Raw genomic sequence first — 14,912 nt, 5'->3', positions numbered from 1 at the left:
TTCCCACGAACTGCCCAAAGATGGCGAGAAGTTGTAGTGTTTGTGCGTGGAGCGGGAACGCACGGCCGTCGATGGGCGGAAGTCGTCACAGCGGCCCCAGAGGTCACATCACGAGGTGGCCGACGTGTTGCGCGGCCGGATCAGGTCCGGCGAGCTGCGACCGGGACAGCGCATGCCCACGCAGGCGAAGCTGGCCGACGAGTTCGGCGTCGAGCGCGGCGCCGTGCGCCAGGCCCTGCGCATCCTGCAGTCGGAGCACCTGCTCACCAACGTTTCCAAGGGCAGTCCGGCGACTGTCGCCCCACGCCTGGGCACGGCGGCCGTCGGCGGTCCGGGAGCGGCCCCGCGGCCGACGATGGTGGAGCTTGCCCCTCGCATATCCGCCGCGTTCGCGGCCCCGCACGTGAAGATCGACGCCCTCTGCCTGACCTCCGTGTCCCTCACGCTCGCCGTGAGTGAGCCGTTGCGCGAGATTCACGCGGGGCGCATAAAACCGGCCAGGGTCGATGTCCGGGTGATGCTGCCCAGCCGGGACATCCCGCTCGCCTTCCCGGCCCCGGTCGACGCGTCGGTCGACGGCCGGCTGCAGCGCCGCTGGCTGGCCCAGCGCAACGCCCAGGGCCAGGTCCTCAAGCACAACCTGCAGGCCCTGCGGTCCACGCACGGCGTGGACGTCCGTGTGTCCTTCCGCGCCCTGCCCTTCACACCGCCCGTGAAGCTGTACCTCCTCAACGGTCGGGAGGCGCTGTTCGCGTACTACACGGTGCAGCGGAAGGAGGCCGAAGTGGACAGTGAGCAACTGGAGATGTACGACGCCGAGGGCACTCAGTCCACGCTGTTCGCGTTCGAGCGGAGCGCGGTCGCCGAGCCCCGGGACACGACCTTCGTGGAGCAGTCCCGCCTCTGGTTCGACGCGCTCTGGGACACCATCAGCTCGGACCTGCTGCTCACGAGCTGACGGTCCCCGGCCACCGGCTGACGGTCCCCGGCCACCGGCTGACGGCCGCCGGCACCGGCTCCTTCTGTTCGAGAGCGCGTCGCCTCACATCGCCGGTCCGGCGAACATCACCGCGAGGATGACCGCTCCGATCGAGCTGCACGTGTGGTTGTTGGCCTTCAGTCCGATGGTGAGGAACAGCAGGCCGACGATTCCCAGGGTGCCGTAGCGCCACTCGACGAAGCGCTGGAAGGCGACGACGGCGAGAGCGGAGACGAGGGCGATGGCAGCGGGCATGGTGGTACCTCCTCCGAGGGGCCGGCACAGGCGGGGCGGTGCGAGAGCGGTGTGGGGGAGAACTCTGCCAACTTGACCAAGTTGGCAACCAACTTTGTTTAAATGGTTCCCACTTGGTCTATGTTCATAACCACCTTCCCGTGAACTCCCCAAAGATGGGTGAGAGTTGTAGCGTTTGGTCGTGACCCAGGAGAACGTTGCAGTGAACGGCAGCAGAAAGCTCTCGTCCCAGGAGATCGCCGCCACCCTGCGGGACCGCATCCGCGGCGGCGACCTCAGACCCGGCGAGCGCCTGCCCACCCAGGCCGAACTGGCGGAGGAGTTCGGCGTGGAGCGCGGCACGGTCCGTCAGGCCCTGCGCGCGTTGCAGGACGACGGGCTGCTGAGCAACGTGAGCAAGGGGAGCCCGCCCCGGGTCGCCGAGGTCGGCCACACCGCGGGCAACGAGCCCCAGCCGACGATGGTGGGCCTCGGCCCCCGTCTGGCCGAGGCCTTCTCCGCACCGCACGTACGCGTGGACGCGGCCTGTCTCACCGCCGAGACCCTGATGCTGGCCCTCGGCGAACCGGTCCGCCGTATCCACGAGGGAACGATCCGCCCGGAGTCCATCGACGTCCGGATCCTCCTGCCCTCCCGGAAGATCAACCTGGCGTTCCCGGTGCCGGTCGAGGGGCGCGGCGAGGACGACGAGGAGGATCCCGTCCACAAGCGCTGGCTCGACCAGCGCAACGCCCAGATCCGCGTCCTGCGCCACAACCTGCAGGCCCTGCGCACCTCGCACAAGCTCGACGTCCGAGTGACGTTCCGGGCCCTGCCCTTCACGCCGCCCGTCAAGCTCTACCTCCTCAACGGCCAGGAGGCCCTGATCGCCTACTACATGCTCATGAAGCGCGAGGAGCAGATGGCGGACGGCCCCCTGGAGATGTACGACGCCTTCGGCACCCAGTCCCTCCTCTTCTCCTTCGAGAAGGAGACCGGCCCCCGGGACGCCGCCTTCGTCGACCAGTCGCAGCAATGGTTCAACGCCCTCTGGGAAACCATCACGACGGACCTGACACTCTCCTAGTGACTCCTGACACGGCTGATACGGCGCAGACTGAACCGGTGACGGAAGAGACAGAGGCCACGGAGGCCCTTCGAGAACTGATCACACCCGTCCGCTTCGTGCTCTGGGACCTGGACGGGCCGATCTGTCGACTGTTCTCCGGGCACCCCGCGCACCAAGTGGCCCGAGATCTGGTGGAGTTGATCGACAGGCGTGGGCTGGGCGGTCTGCTGACGGAGCGGGAGCGGAGCACGGCCGACCCGCAGGTGGTCCTCCTGGGGCTGGGCCGGCGCCATCCGAGCAGCGACCTGATCATCGACGTGGAGAAGTGGCTCACCCAGCAGGAACTGACCGCCGCGCCCAAGGCGTACCCCACCACCTGGGCCGACCCGCTCATCCGGACCTGGTCCCGGCGGGCCAGGTTCGCCATCACCACCAACAACTCGGCGCTGGCGGCGTCCCGTTACATCGCGACCCGGGGCCTCGCCGACTGCTTCCCGTACATCTACGGCCGTACGCGCGACCTCGACCGGATGAAGCCGCACCCCCACACCCTGCGCCTGGCCCTCAACGCGATGGGCGCCGAGCCGTCCCGCGCCCTGATGCTCGGCGACGCCCCCACCGATTTCGAGGCCGCCCGCGACGCCGGCGTCCCCTTCCTGGGCTACGCGTGTACCGAGGGCAAGCTCAAGGCCCTCCTGGACGTCGGCGTCCCCCTGGCCCACACGGTGAACTCACTGAAGCCGGTCCTGGACGTCCTGCGCACCCAACTGCCGGATCAGGCCTGAACCATCAGGAGGACGAAGAAGAGGGCGGCCCACCAGTGCCAGGACAACCGTTCCCGGCCTACTCGCACGGCCACGAGCACGGTGACGAGCAGTGCCAGGCCGAGGGGGCCGAAGGCTTTCCCTGTCAGATGCCCCGCCGTGAATTGGACTGCTGCGCGGACCACTTCCCATACGACCATGCTTCCCACCCCGTCTCTATCGACCCTCCATCAACCAGTCCAATTGGCCTGCTAGTTGACTTGCCTGCTGTATGCCCGCCGCCCCTGATCCCTTAACTGTCAGTCCAGTTGGCTGGTTCACATGACTGGAACTGGTTTGCCCGGCGTCCGGAAGCGGTACGGTCGAGAGGTGGGTGAGGCGCGAACCGGCGAGGGTGGCGGCAGCAAGTTCGAGCGTGTCCTGGAGACGCTGCGGGCTCGGATTGCTGACGGCACGTATCCGGTGGGCAGCTCCCTGCCGCCGCAGCGGCAGTTGGTCGAGGAACTCGATGTCTCCCGCGACACCGTCCAGAAGGTTCTGACCAGGTTGAACGAGGAGGAATGGGTCGAGTCCCGGCGGGGGAGCGGAACTCGGGTGCTGGGTGCTCAGCAGGTGCTGTCCTCGCGGCCGTCGGCGGCATGGCGGGACGGCAGGATGACGCTGCGCTCGTTCTTCGACCACGCTTTCGAGCAGCGTGAGGTGTTGCTGGACATCCACACGCTGACGTCAGAGTCCTTGAGCACGCACATCCGACTGCAGGCCGAACGGATCCGGGACGGAGAGGTGGCTCCCGAGCGCATCGTCCTTCGCATGCTGTTGCCGCGGGAGTCGATGCCCTTGATCTACCCCACGGTCAAGGGCCATGCGGATGATCTACGGCCCCAGAAGCGCCTGCGTGACATCACGCGAATCCACGAATCCTTGCTGCGGGAGGCTCTGGAGGATCTCAGGCGAGAGGGATTCGTTCCTGATGTGGAAGTCGAGATCAGGCATGTTCCGCTGACCCCCACTTTCAAGGTCTATCTGCTTAACCGGTCCCAGGCACTGCACGGCTTCTATGTGTTGGTCGAGCGGATGATCCCGGTGGGCGACGGGGAGGAGGTCGAAGCCCGAGACGTGCTCGGACTGCGCGCCACGTTGACCCACCATATGAAGGAGGGGGATCCTTCGTCGTCAGGAGCCGTCCTGGTGGACGCCGCACAAGCCTGGTTCGACTCGGTCTGGAATCTGCTCACGGACGAGGGCGGTTGACCGGCGGAAAGGCGCAGGCGTCCACGAGCTGACGGTGCTCGTGCACTACACAGTGTGCGCCCTGCCGGCGCAGTCTCCTGGCGCGCTCGGCATCGTTCGAATAGCCCAGGAACCCCACCCCGGCGGATCTGGCCGCCTGCAGATCACTGATCTGGTCGCCGACCATGACGGCGTCGTCCGGGCTCATGTCCCCCAGGTGGCGCAGGGCGAGACGCAGCGAACGCGGGTCCGGTTTCATGCGGTGAGGCTCCTGAGGAACGCGGCCGAAGACTTCCTCGAACTTGTGGGACATGTCGTGCAGTTCGAGGAAGTTCCGTACAGGATCCGCGGCGTTGTTGGTCACGATCACCAGTCGCTTACCGAGCCCGAGGAGGGTGTCGAGAAGGGTGTGTATCTCCGGCGCCGGGACCGCCGAGGCCACGGCGTCGTTCTCGTACCGTGTGACCATGTCGTCCGCCCTGCCCAGCGTCTCCGGGTCAAGGGCACCGGCCCCGCTCCGCTCCAGCATGGCGCCCAGGAGTCGAAGGAGGCCGTGCGAGTCCTCGCACGCCTCGGCCGCGGGGTCCAGTACCTGCCAGGTCCGCCTGGCCATGGCCTTGATCTCCTGGGCGACCGGCTTGGTCGACCGGTCGGCGAAAAGATCGCAGACGGGGCCGTCGAAGTCGAAGAGAACCGCTCGTGTTCTGCCGAGGAGCGTCGGTAAGCACATACGAGTGTCGACCGGGAGTCTCGTCATGGGAGTCAGTGTGGCCCAGCGGCTCGTCGGATCCGAGAGACAGAACAGTCACCGACGACCCGGGAGACGAGAACCTGCGATTGAGTCGCTTCTGGCACGATGCGGCACCACGGAGGAGTAACGTGCCTCCACTTCTTGATTTCACCACTGGTGCGACCACGGCGAGAGAACAAGCAATGCCAGCTGATTCGGAGTCCATGGGGCGCCGCCGCGCCGGTGAGATGAGCGCCGCCCCGGACGAGGTGGAGGGACCGCTCAGCGGCTACCACCATGAGACGTACGTCTTCCGTCTGCCCGCCGAGGAGAAGGTCGGCGAGGGCGGACGCTGGAAGTGCCGCGAGCCGCGCGAGAGCCTGCTGTGGTTCGACCGGCGCTGTTTCGACTCGGAGGAGCGCCTCCTCACCGAACTGCAAGGACGTATCGACAACATCCCCGAGCTCATCGAGGTCGAGGGCACCGTCCTTCAGCGGTTCATCGAGGGCGACACCCTCGGGACTCACCACGCGTCCGACACGGCTGTCCCGGAGGAGGCGTTCGAGCAGATCCTCGACCTGTTCGGGCAACTGGTCGCCGTAAGACCCCGGACCCTTCTGGTGAAGCGGAGGTGCGAGCGGCGGGACCGCGCGGTGGAGGGCGACAGCGCGGGATTCCTCGACCGGCTGATCTGCTTCACCGAAGAACGCGTGTACGGGGCCAATTTCCCGGAGTACGGCGGACTGTTCGCGGACCTGGAGCTGGACCCCGACGCCTTCAAGCAGCTCCGAAAGCACGTGGCCGGCCTGCGGGAGCGCCCCTTCTGCCTCCTCCACGCCGACCTCCACCGCGAGAACCTCATCGTCGACCACGAGCGCCGCCTGTGGGCCATCGACTGGGAACTCGCGATGTTCGGCGATCCGCTCTACGACCTGGCCACCCACCTCTACCTGATGCACTACCCGCCGGATCAGGAACGGCGGATGACGGAACGCTGGTGCGCGCTCGTCGAGGGCGTCAGACCGGGAAGTTCGCGAGGCTGGCGGGAGGACCTGCCGAAGCTGCTCGACTTCAAGAGGGCGCAGTCGGTGTTCACCGACGTGATCCGCACCTCCCAGGCCCTGCGTCTGGAGCAGAAGGCCGACCGGAAGCTGATTCGCGAAGCAGGCTGGACGGTGTGGGACGTCCTGAGCAGGGGCGCACAGCCCCTGGGTGTCGAGCGGGTACCGAGCGTGTCGACGATCGAAGCCGCTCTGGCTCGCTGGCTTCGCGATGGCGGGGGATGACACACGCCCAGGGCGCCAGGGGCGTGTGGGATCGTAGGCGCGCGTCGAGCGCCCATACACCCCTGCGGCATGCCAGCCGACTCGTCGTTTCTTCTTCCTCGGGTGCTTCCGCCACCCGTGTCGTCCGTCCAGGAGTGTTCAGTGCCCGCAGCATCCGTACCTTCCCCGGCCGAGCGGCGCGGCCGGGTCTCCGGGTCTGTCTGTGAGGCGTTCGTCGAGCGGGCGATCCGCGACGGCGAGATGACCAGCGGCCATCACAACAGGAATTTTCTTCTGCCTCTGGACGAGGCCATGGCGCGGGAAGTGGGAGGCGAGGCAGATACGCTCGTGACCGTACGGGTCCGCAAGCCGACGGACGAGGCACTGCCGGTCGTGATCCGCACCTGGCGCGACGAGGTACGTGTCCTGGACGCCGTCGGCAGTGTCCTGCCGCATGTGCCGACGTGTGTCGCCGAGTCCTGGGGGGCGGCTGTCCACAGCTATGTGGACGGTGTCCCGCTGTCCAGGCTTTGCCCGGGGGGCCGATCCGTGGACCGGACCCTCATCGAGAAGCTGACGGCTCTGCTGGCCGAGATGTCGCGCGTGCGCGAGGAGTCGTTGCCACCGTTGCCCGACTACTGGCCGTGTGACGACGACGGTGGCCAGGCGTTCCTGCACACCCTGGCGAAGCTGGTCCACCATGACGTCTGCCTGCCCAACTGGCACAGGTTCGGCAGCCTCTTCGCGTCCCTGCGCATCCCCAGGGACGCGATGCTCCGGTACGCCGAGCACGTACCGGAGCTGACGAGTCGTCCGTACAGCCTGCTCCACGGGGATCTCCATCGGGACAACGTGATCCTGACCTACTCCGGTGAGCCGCCGCTCTTCTGCGTCGACTGGGAGCTGGCGACCTATGGCGACCCGGTACACGACCTGGCCGTCCACCTGGTCAGGATGGGGTATCCGAACGCGCAGCGGGACGACGTGATCACGGCTTGGGAGCGGGCGGTCCGGGCCGTCACACCCGCTGCGACCGAGGGTCTGGAAGCGGACCTCGACCACTACGTCGAGTTCGAGCGCGCACAGTCGGTCTACCCCGATGTGATGCGTGCGGCTCAGTCCCTGGACGGTTCGTTCGAGCAGCACGACCTGGACCGGGCGACCGGATCGATTCGCCGGGCGTTGGAGGCCGCCGCACGCCCCCTACGACTCGTCGACATGCCCTCCGGGCCGGAGATCGAGGACGCGCTCGTCGCATGGCAGAAACTGAGAGGCAGCAGACACATGAAGCTGCGTCCGCTGATCGCGATCGACTGGACTCGGCGCCCACGGCTGCCCCGAGCCGAAGGTGAACCCTCTGACGTCGTCCTGGACGAGGCGCTGGCGGCGGAGCGGCGTGCCTCCGCGGACCAGGTGCTGACCGGAACCACTCACCGCAACACGGTCGTGTGGGTGGAGGCCGCACCGCATCAGGTCGTGGTGCGCCGCAGGCGCGAGGGGGTCCACGGGAACCGGGGGAGTTTCCTGCACGAGCACGTCGTGCTGGAGGCCATCGAGCGGTCGGACATCAAGGTGTCGGCCCCGAAGGCGCTCGGGCTGGGGATGAGCGAGGGGGGCTTCCTCTTCGCCCTGCACTCGTACGTCGGCACGCCCACGTGTCCGGGCCGGCTCGACCATCCGGTGGACGGGCTGCGCCCGGACGAGGCGGACGCTCTCGTGGACCAGTTGTGCGAACTGACCAAGGTCGACAAGGGCTTGCTCGGATCGTTCGGGACGTGCCCGGACGGCGCCGATTTCTATCGTTCGCTCAGCGATCAACTGGTGGAACAAGTGGTCGAGTTGCCCCCGCTGACCCGGGAACTGGCACACCAACTCGGCCTCCCGGAAGCGGGTCGACTGCGAGAGATCCTGCACTCGTACCGGGTGACCCCCAGGAGTCAGGCACTGCTGCACGGCGACCTGAACCCGTGGAACCTCGTACGCCGCGAGGGCGAGACAGCGCCGCTGGCGGTGGTCGACTGGGAAGCCGCCATGCTGGGAGACCCGCTGTACGACCTGGTACGCCACATGCATCTGACACCGACCCCGTGGCGGATCCGTAAGCAGATGTTCGATCGGTGGCAGGAGCGGCTGGACGAGGAGTACACCTGGCGCTGGCGGAGCGACGAGCGTGTCTACCTGAGGTTGGAAAGGGTGAGGTCCGCCTATGTGGACCTCGACCGCCTGGTCACCCGCTCCAGCCTCGACGCGCCCGGTGTGAGCAGGGCCGTGGACTCGTACGCGGCGACACTGGCTCGGGCCAAGGCCGCGCTCGGACTGCGGGGGTGGCGCCGGGGAGGGGACGTCCAGCCCCTGCTGCTGCGGGCCCTTCCGTACGCCGGGCGTGGCAGGCCCCTGGCCGAGGAGGCGATGCGGTGCCTCGTCCAGCGGTTCATGGAAACGGACTGGGAGCTGCCACGCAGGACGCTGCGGACCGAACTGCGGCGGATCGGTTCCGCGGGGTCGCACGCCCTGCGCACCGTCCTGTCCTTCGCACCGCGCGGCTCGACGAGCCTTTCCGGCCAGGCCATCAGTGCGAGCGACGCGCCCGATCGTGCCCAGGCTCGGCGGCATGAGTGAGAGCGGGCTGCGGGAACGCAAGAAGCGACGGATGTACGAGAACATGTCGGAGGTCGCGATCCGGCTGTTTCTGGAGAAGGGGTTCGACGCGGTGTCCGTGGCCGAGGTGGCCGCGGCGGCGGAGATCTCCAAGCCGACGATCTTCCGGTACTTCCCGACCAAGGAGGACCTCGTCCTGTACCGGATCGCCGATCACGAGGACGAGACGGCGCGGGTGGTCACGGGCCGGGCACCGCCCGACCGCGTGGCTGTACCGGGTCTCGCGGTCGCGGCCGGTCGGCGCGTACGTGGACGCCGTATGGCCGAAGGTGCACCCGATGGGCCCGACGTCGTACGGCTGCGTCAGGCGCTCGACGAGGCCGGGATCACGGCGGGTGGGCCGGACGAACTCCGTTCGCGGGTGGCTGTGTTGGGGGCCGGTGTCGCGAAGGGTCTGGAGTACGACCATGTCGTGGTCGTCGAACCGGCGGCGATCGCGGAGGCCGAGGAACGGGGGCTGCACCGCCTGTACGTCGTCCTCACCCGGGCGGTGTCGCGCCTGGATGTGGTGCACGCCCGTGCGTTGCCGTGGTGACGTACGGGCGTGCGTTGCGGGTGACGTACAGAGGTGTGCGCCGCTCGTCGGTGCTTCACGCGGGCCGACGGGCCCGCCTCCGCGCCGCCGCCCTCACGAGGTTACGGTCTCGTCCTCGCCCTCGTGCTCCGCCGCCCACGCCTCGGGCTTCGCCGCGGCCTCAAGGACCGGGATCAACTGCTGCTCCTCGTAGGCGAGATGGGCTTCGAGCTCGTCGATGAGGCGTTCCACCTCGGGGAGTACGTCGGCGGGGGCGGCGTCCTCGGCCGTCACCACCCGGCGCAGTTCCTCGACGAGGACGGTGATGCGCTCGTGCTCCTCGTGGAGCCGGCTCAGGGTCGGGGCCAGCTCGGGGTGGCGTTCCCCCAGGAAGGGGAACAGGCCCATGGCCTCGCCGTTGTGGTGGTTGTGCAGACCCTGGCAGAAGGTGAGGCAGTTGATGCGGAGCTGGGCACCGAGGCCCGCCCTGCCACCGGTGGCGGTCAACTCCTTCTTGACCAGCCCGAGTTCGCGCCGGAAGGCATCATGGACGACCTTGAGGGCCTCGCCCATGGAGTCGGCGTTGACGTTCGGCGGGCCGGCCACGGGGACCTCGCGCAGGGCGACGACCGGGATCGTACGGTCCGTCTTCGCCTGGTACTCGGCCCACCCCGGCTCGTCCTCGACGGCTCGCGCGAAGGCCCGGTCCCGCTCTTCGCCGCCCAGTACGACGGCTTCGGCTTCGTACGTGAAGGCCCCGGTCTCCACGGTCACCCGGGGGTCGGCGGTGATGTTCCGGTACCAGTCGGGGTGCTTGGGCGAGCCCCCGGCCGACGCGATGACCAGGATCGTGCCGTCCCCGTCGGGGAGGTAGCCGAGGGGAGTGGTGTGCCGCTTGCCGGTACGCGCGCCGGTGGTGGTCAGGAGGATCAGACGGGCGCCTTCGAAATAGCCGCCGACCTCGCCGTGACGGGCGCGGAATTCGTCGATGACCTGCTGGTTGAAGGGGTTGGGCATTCTCTGCTTTCGGGGGTGATGGCGACACGGTTCGTTGGCCGCGGAATGTGGGCAGGGGTGATTGCCGCGGGGCGCGGTTCAGTGCGTTGCCGACGGAATGCGTGCGGACTGAATGCACGCCGAAGGGATTCGTGTCGACGGAATGCATGGCTGAAGGAATGTTCGCCGACGGAATATGTGCAGACAGAACGTGCGGCGAAAAGGGCGCGCAGCGGTGTGGTGAGGTGCTATGGCGCAGGGGGTTCGACGCGCGCGGCGGCAACACCGAAGGATGAGAACGGTGTTGGAGAGCAGTATCAGCGCGCGGAATTCAACGGGCGGGCTCCTGGCCCGCCCCGGCCTCACTCGGAGGCCGGGTAACCCATCCGCTCACGGCACAAGGCCGACCCGGCAGTCATGCGCCCACGATAAGGGGTGGGGGCAGGGCGGGGCAATATGCATTCCGCCGGAATTACGGAGCCTTTCCGCCGGCCTCCTCGGCCGCGCGTTCCACCCGGTTTCGGTACTCCTCCCACCACGCCGGGTCGTTGGACGGGAGGCTGGAGTTGCCCTCGTTGATGCCCGCCGCACCGTCGATGAGTTCTCGGATGATGTCGGCCTGCCCGGCGTGCCGGTGGGTGTCGGCGATCACGCGGACGACGGCGTGGCGCAGCGTCACCTCGTCCCGGTCGTCGGGCCACCACGGCACCCGGCCGACGGTGTCCAACGGCAGCGCGTCGATGGTGGCGTCCGCGTGGGCCCAGGCCCGGCGGTAGAGGCCCACGATGTCCTCGCGGGACTCGGCGGCGGTGGCCCACATGTCCGAGTTGAGCTCGGCGGCATCGGCGAGCCAGGGCAACGCCTCGCCCGACGGCCGCGCGAAGGTGTCGCCGAGATAGCCCAGTTCGATACCGGCGGCGTGCTTCAGCAGCCCGAGGAGGTTGGTGCCGGTCGGTGTCATCGGGCGGCGGGCGTCGTACTCCGACAGTCCGTCGAGTTTCCACACCAGGGCATCGCGGGCGGACTGCAGATAGCGGAGGAGGTCGGCCTTGGCTTCAGTGTCGGCGGCGGTCATGACCCCAGTCTCCCGCCCACACGATCTTTGTCCACCGTCCCTAACAGGAACGCGTACGCAAGAACGTCAGGCCGGCCGAGGACCCGCCCTTCCGGGTGGACCTGGACGGGGGGACGGTACGCATCCGACGTCCAGGTCCACCACCCGGCTCCGACACACGTGCACCGCACCCACCCGCGGGTCCGCCGCCGAAAGCCCCGTAGCGCGGCCTCAGGCAGCGGCCTCGGGTGCGGGGGACGGGAACTCGTACACCGTGAAGTCGGTGAGGCGGGCGTATCCGAGGCGCTGGTAGAGGGCGTTGCTGGTGGGGTTGCCGGGGTCCGTGAAGAGCACGACGTCCTTCGCGCCCGCGGCCAGCGCGGCGCGGCTCGCCTCGACCGTGACGGCCCCCGCGTAGCCGCGACCCCGGAGGTGGGCCGGGGTGTAGACGGGGTCCACCCTGACCATGCCGCCGACGATCGAGGTCGCGGCCGCCATGGAGACGGGCGTGCCGTCCGGGGTCTGCCAGAACGTGAAGTTCCTGTCGCCGAAGCGCGAGTCGTCCCAGGCGCCCGCGTCGATCAGGTCGATGGAGTACTGCTCTCCGACCTCGACACAGAACTCGCGGCACCACCGGACGAGTTGCTCACGGTCCTGCTCTCCCGCGAGGTGGCCCCGGCCCTCCGGGAAGGGGTCCTGCGGGGTGAGCGTGCCGAGGCGGTAGAGGTGCAGCCGCGTGGTGACCACCGGCTCCGCGCCCGTCCGCCGCTCCCAGGCCTCGGCGAAGGCGGTCGACGCGTCGTGGTCCGCGCTGACGCCGGGGACGGGGCGTCCCAGGTCGGCCAGGCGGGCGGCGAGCGCGTCGGCCTGGCCGGGGGCCATGGAGGTGAGGCTCAGGTAGCCGGTCGGGGTGCGCTGGTAGAAGCCGGCGCGGACCTCGCCGTCGCGCTCCAACCGGCCGAACACGGGTGTTTCGGCGGGGTTCGCGGACACCCCGTTCACCCGGTGCTTCTCGGTCACCGTCAGGTGCATGGTGTGCAGGGCGGGGCGCGAACGCAGGAAGTCCCCGGCTCGGGAGAGGAACTCGTGGACGTCTTCGGTGAGGTGCCAGTCATCCGGGCGCATGCCTCATGATTTCGCGCGCCGCCCGGGTGCCTCGCGCTTTTCCGCCAGGACGAGGCAGCGGGGCTGCCCGTGGCAGGCGAGGCCCGGCGCGGCCTTCGGCGGTGCGGGGGACGCGAGTGCGGGGGAGGCCCCTGCCGAGATCGTTGTCCGGAAGACGTCGGCGCGGCCTGCGGTGGTGACAACTCGTGCGGCACCCTGGCGACCTGCAGCATGCTGGCGCCTCGTGACACCCTGGCGTCTCGCAGCGCTCAGCTCCCTGGCGTCTCGCCGAAACCGGCTCCCTGGCGTCTCGCCGTATCCAGCTGTTCCCTGTCGGCTCGTGGCGCCACGTCGGTGTTCTGTGACGCCATCGAGAGTCACGTCCCGCCACGCCGCGCCATGTGGCGCCCTGTGGTGCCGCACTGGCGTCGCATGCGGTGTCACGCCGCGCCAAGCGGTGCCACGCGGCGCCACGTGGTGCCATCCTGTGCTGCCCGCAACGGCTGGTGTCTCGCTCAGGGCCTGCTGACGCCACCTCTGGCGTACGTCTCGAAAGAGTTCCTGACCTAGGGAAACTTGCCCAATGGAGTCCGAGTCGCCCACCCGCGTGCGTCGGCTTGCGTCAACCCGGCTTCACGTGGCGCCATTGATGTGCCATGATGGCGTCATGGACCTCACCCCGTATGTCGACCGCCTCCGCCAGGAGCTCGTCGTCGCCGCCGAGGCCGGCGGCGACGAGGCCCGTGCGCTGGCCGAACGGCTCGTCGCACCTCTGGACTCCGCCACCCGCCTGACCCTCCTCACCGCCCTCTCGGCGGCGATGAGCGAGGTCACTCGGGAGCTGGCACCCGGCTCGGTCGACGTACGACTCCGTGGCGCCGACCCGGAGTTCGTGGTGACCCTGCCGGCCACCCCGGTCCAGGACGTGACCGCGCCCTGGGCCGAGGCGCCCGCTCCGCCCCCCGCGCCGGAGGGCGACGACGGCGCCTCGGCCCGCATCAACTTCCGTCTCCCGGCCCACCTCAAGACCCGTGTGGAGGAGGCGGCCGGCAGCGAGGGCCTCTCGGTCAATGCCTGGCTGGTCCGCGCCACCTCCGCCGCGCTCACCCCGGGGCCCGGCCCCGGACCGGGCACCCGTCCGGGGCCGCCCCCCGCCTCCGCGCCGAACCGCGCGACCGGCGACCGGAACTTCACCGGCTGGGTCCGCTGAACCACCGGGCCGGAGCCTCGTCTCCGCCCGCCCGTGCGCCCGACCGCCCCACATCACCGTCACCCACCCCTCCAGAGAGGACGGGAGATCCGTCATGCCTTCCTACGAAACCCCCGAGGCGATCACCGCCATCGTCGAGTACGCGATCGGCAACGCCCGGATCATCGCCACCGACGGCACCGAGACGTTCGTCGACGTCCAGCCCTCCAACCCGTCCTCCGAAGCGGACCTCAAGGCCGTCAAGCAGACGAAGGTGAACTGCTCCGGCGGTGTCCTCACCGTGAAGGGCCCGCGCAAGAGCACGCCCTTCGGGAAGATCGGCGGCATCGACATCACCGTCTCCCTGCCGTTCGGCTCCACCCTGGAGGGCACCACCCAGGTCGGCGACTTCCACTGCTCCGGACGCCTCGGCGAGACCCGGCTGAAGACCTCGGTCGGCGACCTCCACGTCGAGGAGACCACCACCGCCCGGCTGAAGAGCGAGCTCGGCATGGTCCACCTGGACCGCGCCACCGCCTCGGTCGAGATCATCGCGGCCGGCCGCGTGACCGTCGGCACGGTGGAGGGCGGCCTGATCGTCAAGAACGGCAACGGGGACACCGAACTCGCCGAGATCACCGGCACGTTGGAGGCCTCCGCCGCGAACGGGCGTATCGATGTCGGCACCGCCCACTCCGATGTGGAGGCCAAGTCGGCCAACGGAGGTATCCGACTGGGCCGGGTCACTCGGGGCCGGGTCACCCTCCGCGGCTCCGTCGGTGACCTGGAGGTCGGCATCCCGGAGACCACCGCCGCCTGGCTCGACGTCCACACCGACGTCGGTGTCCTGCGCAGCGCCCTCGGCACCGCCGAAGGCCCCGGCGACGCCACGGACACGGTGGAGGTCACCGCCCGCACCGCCGTCGGCGACATCCACATCCGCCGCGCCTGACCGGCGGGGCGTACGCCCGTAGCTCCGCCCCCCGCCCCCACCCGACCCCCACCCCACCCTCGCCCTTCCCTCTCCGCCGGGCCCGTTGCGAAGCTGGCGCTCGTCGCTCTGCTGTGGCTCGGCTTCCGTCGGCACTCAACGCGCAGCCCGCGCTCGTATCCCCGTAGAGCGGCC

General features: G+C 69.1%; 15 protein-coding genes. 9 read left to right on the top strand and 6 right to left on the bottom strand.

Annotated elements, in window-relative coordinates:
• The first annotated feature begins 115 nt into the window (after nt 1-115).
• Complete coding sequence (locus tag E4N62_RS38305; RefSeq protein ID WP_230222036.1) at nt 116-958, top strand: winged helix-turn-helix domain-containing protein; 843 nt, start codon at nt 116-118, stop codon at nt 956-958.
• An 84-nt stretch (nt 959-1,042) separates the two neighbouring features.
• On the opposite strand, the gene E4N62_RS38300 is transcribed toward E4N62_RS38305, so the two are convergent.
• Nucleotides 1,043-1,234: a hypothetical protein gene (locus E4N62_RS38300; protein WP_230222033.1), complete on the bottom strand. Its 192-nt coding sequence runs from the start codon at nt 1,232-1,234 to the stop codon at nt 1,043-1,045.
• Between the two features lie 202 nt (nt 1,235-1,436).
• Here E4N62_RS38300 and E4N62_RS38295 point away from each other — a divergent pair, with 202 nt between their 5' ends.
• Both E4N62_RS38295 and E4N62_RS38290 read left to right on the top strand, forming a co-directional pair.
• A complete protein-coding gene (locus E4N62_RS38295; protein WP_230222031.1) occupies nt 1,437-2,300 on the top strand; it encodes a GntR family transcriptional regulator in 864 nt (287 codons plus the stop codon).
• Entirely contained in the window at nt 2,249-3,067 is an 819-nt protein-coding gene (locus E4N62_RS38290) for an HAD family hydrolase (RefSeq protein ID WP_230222029.1), read from the top strand. Before E4N62_RS38295 ends, E4N62_RS38290 begins: the two co-directional genes overlap by 52 nt.
• Here E4N62_RS38290 and E4N62_RS38285 read toward each other — a convergent pair.
• Entirely contained in the window at nt 3,058-3,246 is a 189-nt protein-coding gene (locus tag E4N62_RS38285; protein ID WP_230222027.1) for a hypothetical protein, read from the bottom strand. The two genes, E4N62_RS38290 and E4N62_RS38285, sit on opposite strands and share 10 nt — an antisense overlap.
• A 169-nt stretch (nt 3,247-3,415) precedes the next feature.
• Between E4N62_RS38285 and E4N62_RS38280 the strand changes: the two genes are divergently transcribed.
• Entirely contained in the window at nt 3,416-4,297 is an 882-nt protein-coding gene (locus tag E4N62_RS38280) for a winged helix-turn-helix domain-containing protein (protein ID WP_230222025.1), read from the top strand.
• Here E4N62_RS38280 and E4N62_RS38275 read toward each other — a convergent pair.
• The gene (locus tag E4N62_RS38275; protein WP_230222023.1) at nt 4,278-5,033 is read right to left on the bottom strand and encodes an HAD family hydrolase; all 756 of its coding nucleotides are present in this window, start codon (nt 5,031-5,033) and stop codon (nt 4,278-4,280) included. The genes E4N62_RS38280 and E4N62_RS38275 overlap by 20 nt on opposite strands.
• A gap of 176 nt (nt 5,034-5,209) precedes the next feature.
• Between E4N62_RS38275 and E4N62_RS38270 the strand changes: the two genes are divergently transcribed.
• The 3 genes from E4N62_RS38270 to E4N62_RS38260 all read left to right on the top strand — a co-directional run bounded on the left by E4N62_RS38270 (nt 5,210) and on the right by E4N62_RS38260 (nt 9,464).
• Entirely contained in the window at nt 5,210-6,292 is a 1,083-nt protein-coding gene (locus E4N62_RS38270) for an aminoglycoside phosphotransferase family protein (RefSeq protein ID WP_230222021.1), read from the top strand.
• A gap of 141 nt (nt 6,293-6,433) precedes the next feature.
• Nucleotides 6,434-8,890 carry an aminoglycoside phosphotransferase family protein gene (locus E4N62_RS38265; protein WP_230222019.1) on the top strand — a complete coding sequence of 819 codons (2,457 nt, stop codon included), beginning with the start codon at nt 6,434-6,436 and terminating at the stop codon, nt 8,888-8,890.
• On the top strand, nt 8,883-9,464 hold the full coding sequence (locus tag E4N62_RS38260; RefSeq protein ID WP_230222017.1) for a TetR/AcrR family transcriptional regulator: 582 nt from the start codon (nt 8,883-8,885) through the stop codon (nt 9,462-9,464). The genes E4N62_RS38265 and E4N62_RS38260 overlap by 8 nt, the downstream gene beginning before the upstream one ends.
• A gap of 93 nt (nt 9,465-9,557) precedes the next feature.
• Here the strand turns inward: E4N62_RS38260 and E4N62_RS38255 are convergent, their stop codons facing one another.
• The 3 genes from E4N62_RS38255 to E4N62_RS38245 form a co-directional block, all read right to left on the bottom strand.
• A complete protein-coding gene (locus tag E4N62_RS38255; RefSeq protein ID WP_230222015.1) occupies nt 9,558-10,460 on the bottom strand; it encodes a nitroreductase/quinone reductase family protein in 903 nt (300 codons plus the stop codon).
• Between the two features lie 451 nt (nt 10,461-10,911).
• Nucleotides 10,912-11,514, bottom strand: coding sequence for a DinB family protein (locus E4N62_RS38250; protein ID WP_230222013.1), 603 nt, complete (start codon nt 11,512-11,514; stop codon nt 10,912-10,914).
• A 210-nt stretch (nt 11,515-11,724) separates the two neighbouring features.
• Nucleotides 11,725-12,618, bottom strand: a complete 894-nt coding sequence (locus tag E4N62_RS38245) for a GNAT family N-acetyltransferase (protein ID WP_230222011.1) — start codon at nt 12,616-12,618, stop codon at nt 11,725-11,727.
• A gap of 646 nt (nt 12,619-13,264) precedes the next feature.
• Here E4N62_RS38245 and E4N62_RS38240 point away from each other — a divergent pair.
• Together E4N62_RS38240 and E4N62_RS38235 are read left to right on the top strand one after the other, a co-directional pair.
• The gene (locus E4N62_RS38240) at nt 13,265-13,807 is read left to right on the top strand and encodes a hypothetical protein (protein ID WP_230222008.1); all 543 of its coding nucleotides are present in this window, start codon (nt 13,265-13,267) and stop codon (nt 13,805-13,807) included.
• A gap of 94 nt (nt 13,808-13,901) precedes the next feature.
• Nucleotides 13,902-14,738 (top strand): DUF4097 family beta strand repeat-containing protein, encoded by an 837-nt coding sequence (locus E4N62_RS38235; protein WP_230222006.1) that lies wholly within the window; start codon nt 13,902-13,904, stop codon nt 14,736-14,738.
• Nucleotides 14,739-14,912: the final 174 nt, after the last annotated feature.

It is taken from the genome of Streptomyces sp. MNU76, assembly GCF_020982545.1.
GTDB lineage: Bacteria > Actinomycetota > Actinomycetes > Streptomycetales > Streptomycetaceae > Streptomyces.
This window is presented reverse-complemented; position numbering and strand designations above follow the sequence as displayed.

What these genes read in the sequence shown, in the direction of transcription:
- E4N62_RS38260 (WP_230222017.1), top strand. Translation starts at nt 8,883, where the DNA reads ATGAGTGAGAGCGGGCTGCGGGAACGCAAGAAGCGACGGATGTACGAG.
- E4N62_RS38285 (WP_230222027.1), bottom strand. Translation starts at nt 3,246, where the DNA reads ATGGTCGTATGGGAAGTGGTCCGCGCAGCAGTCCAATTCACGGCGGGG.
- E4N62_RS38300 (WP_230222033.1), bottom strand. Translation starts at nt 1,234, where the DNA reads ATGCCCGCTGCCATCGCCCTCGTCTCCGCTCTCGCCGTCGTCGCCTTC.
- E4N62_RS38245 (WP_230222011.1), bottom strand. Translation starts at nt 12,618, where the DNA reads ATGCGCCCGGATGACTGGCACCTCACCGAAGACGTCCACGAGTTCCTC.
- E4N62_RS38240 (WP_230222008.1), top strand. Translation starts at nt 13,265, where the DNA reads ATGGACCTCACCCCGTATGTCGACCGCCTCCGCCAGGAGCTCGTCGTC.
- E4N62_RS38250 (WP_230222013.1), bottom strand. Translation starts at nt 11,514, where the DNA reads ATGACCGCCGCCGACACTGAAGCCAAGGCCGACCTCCTCCGCTATCTG.
- E4N62_RS38275 (WP_230222023.1), bottom strand. Translation starts at nt 5,033, where the DNA reads ATGACGAGACTCCCGGTCGACACTCGTATGTGCTTACCGACGCTCCTC.
- E4N62_RS38290 (WP_230222029.1), top strand. Translation starts at nt 2,249, where the DNA reads ATGGTTCAACGCCCTCTGGGAAACCATCACGACGGACCTGACACTCTC.
- E4N62_RS38235 (WP_230222006.1), top strand. Translation starts at nt 13,902, where the DNA reads ATGCCTTCCTACGAAACCCCCGAGGCGATCACCGCCATCGTCGAGTAC.
- E4N62_RS38255 (WP_230222015.1), bottom strand. Translation starts at nt 10,460, where the DNA reads ATGCCCAACCCCTTCAACCAGCAGGTCATCGACGAATTCCGCGCCCGT.
- E4N62_RS38270 (WP_230222021.1), top strand. Translation starts at nt 5,210, where the DNA reads ATGCCAGCTGATTCGGAGTCCATGGGGCGCCGCCGCGCCGGTGAGATG.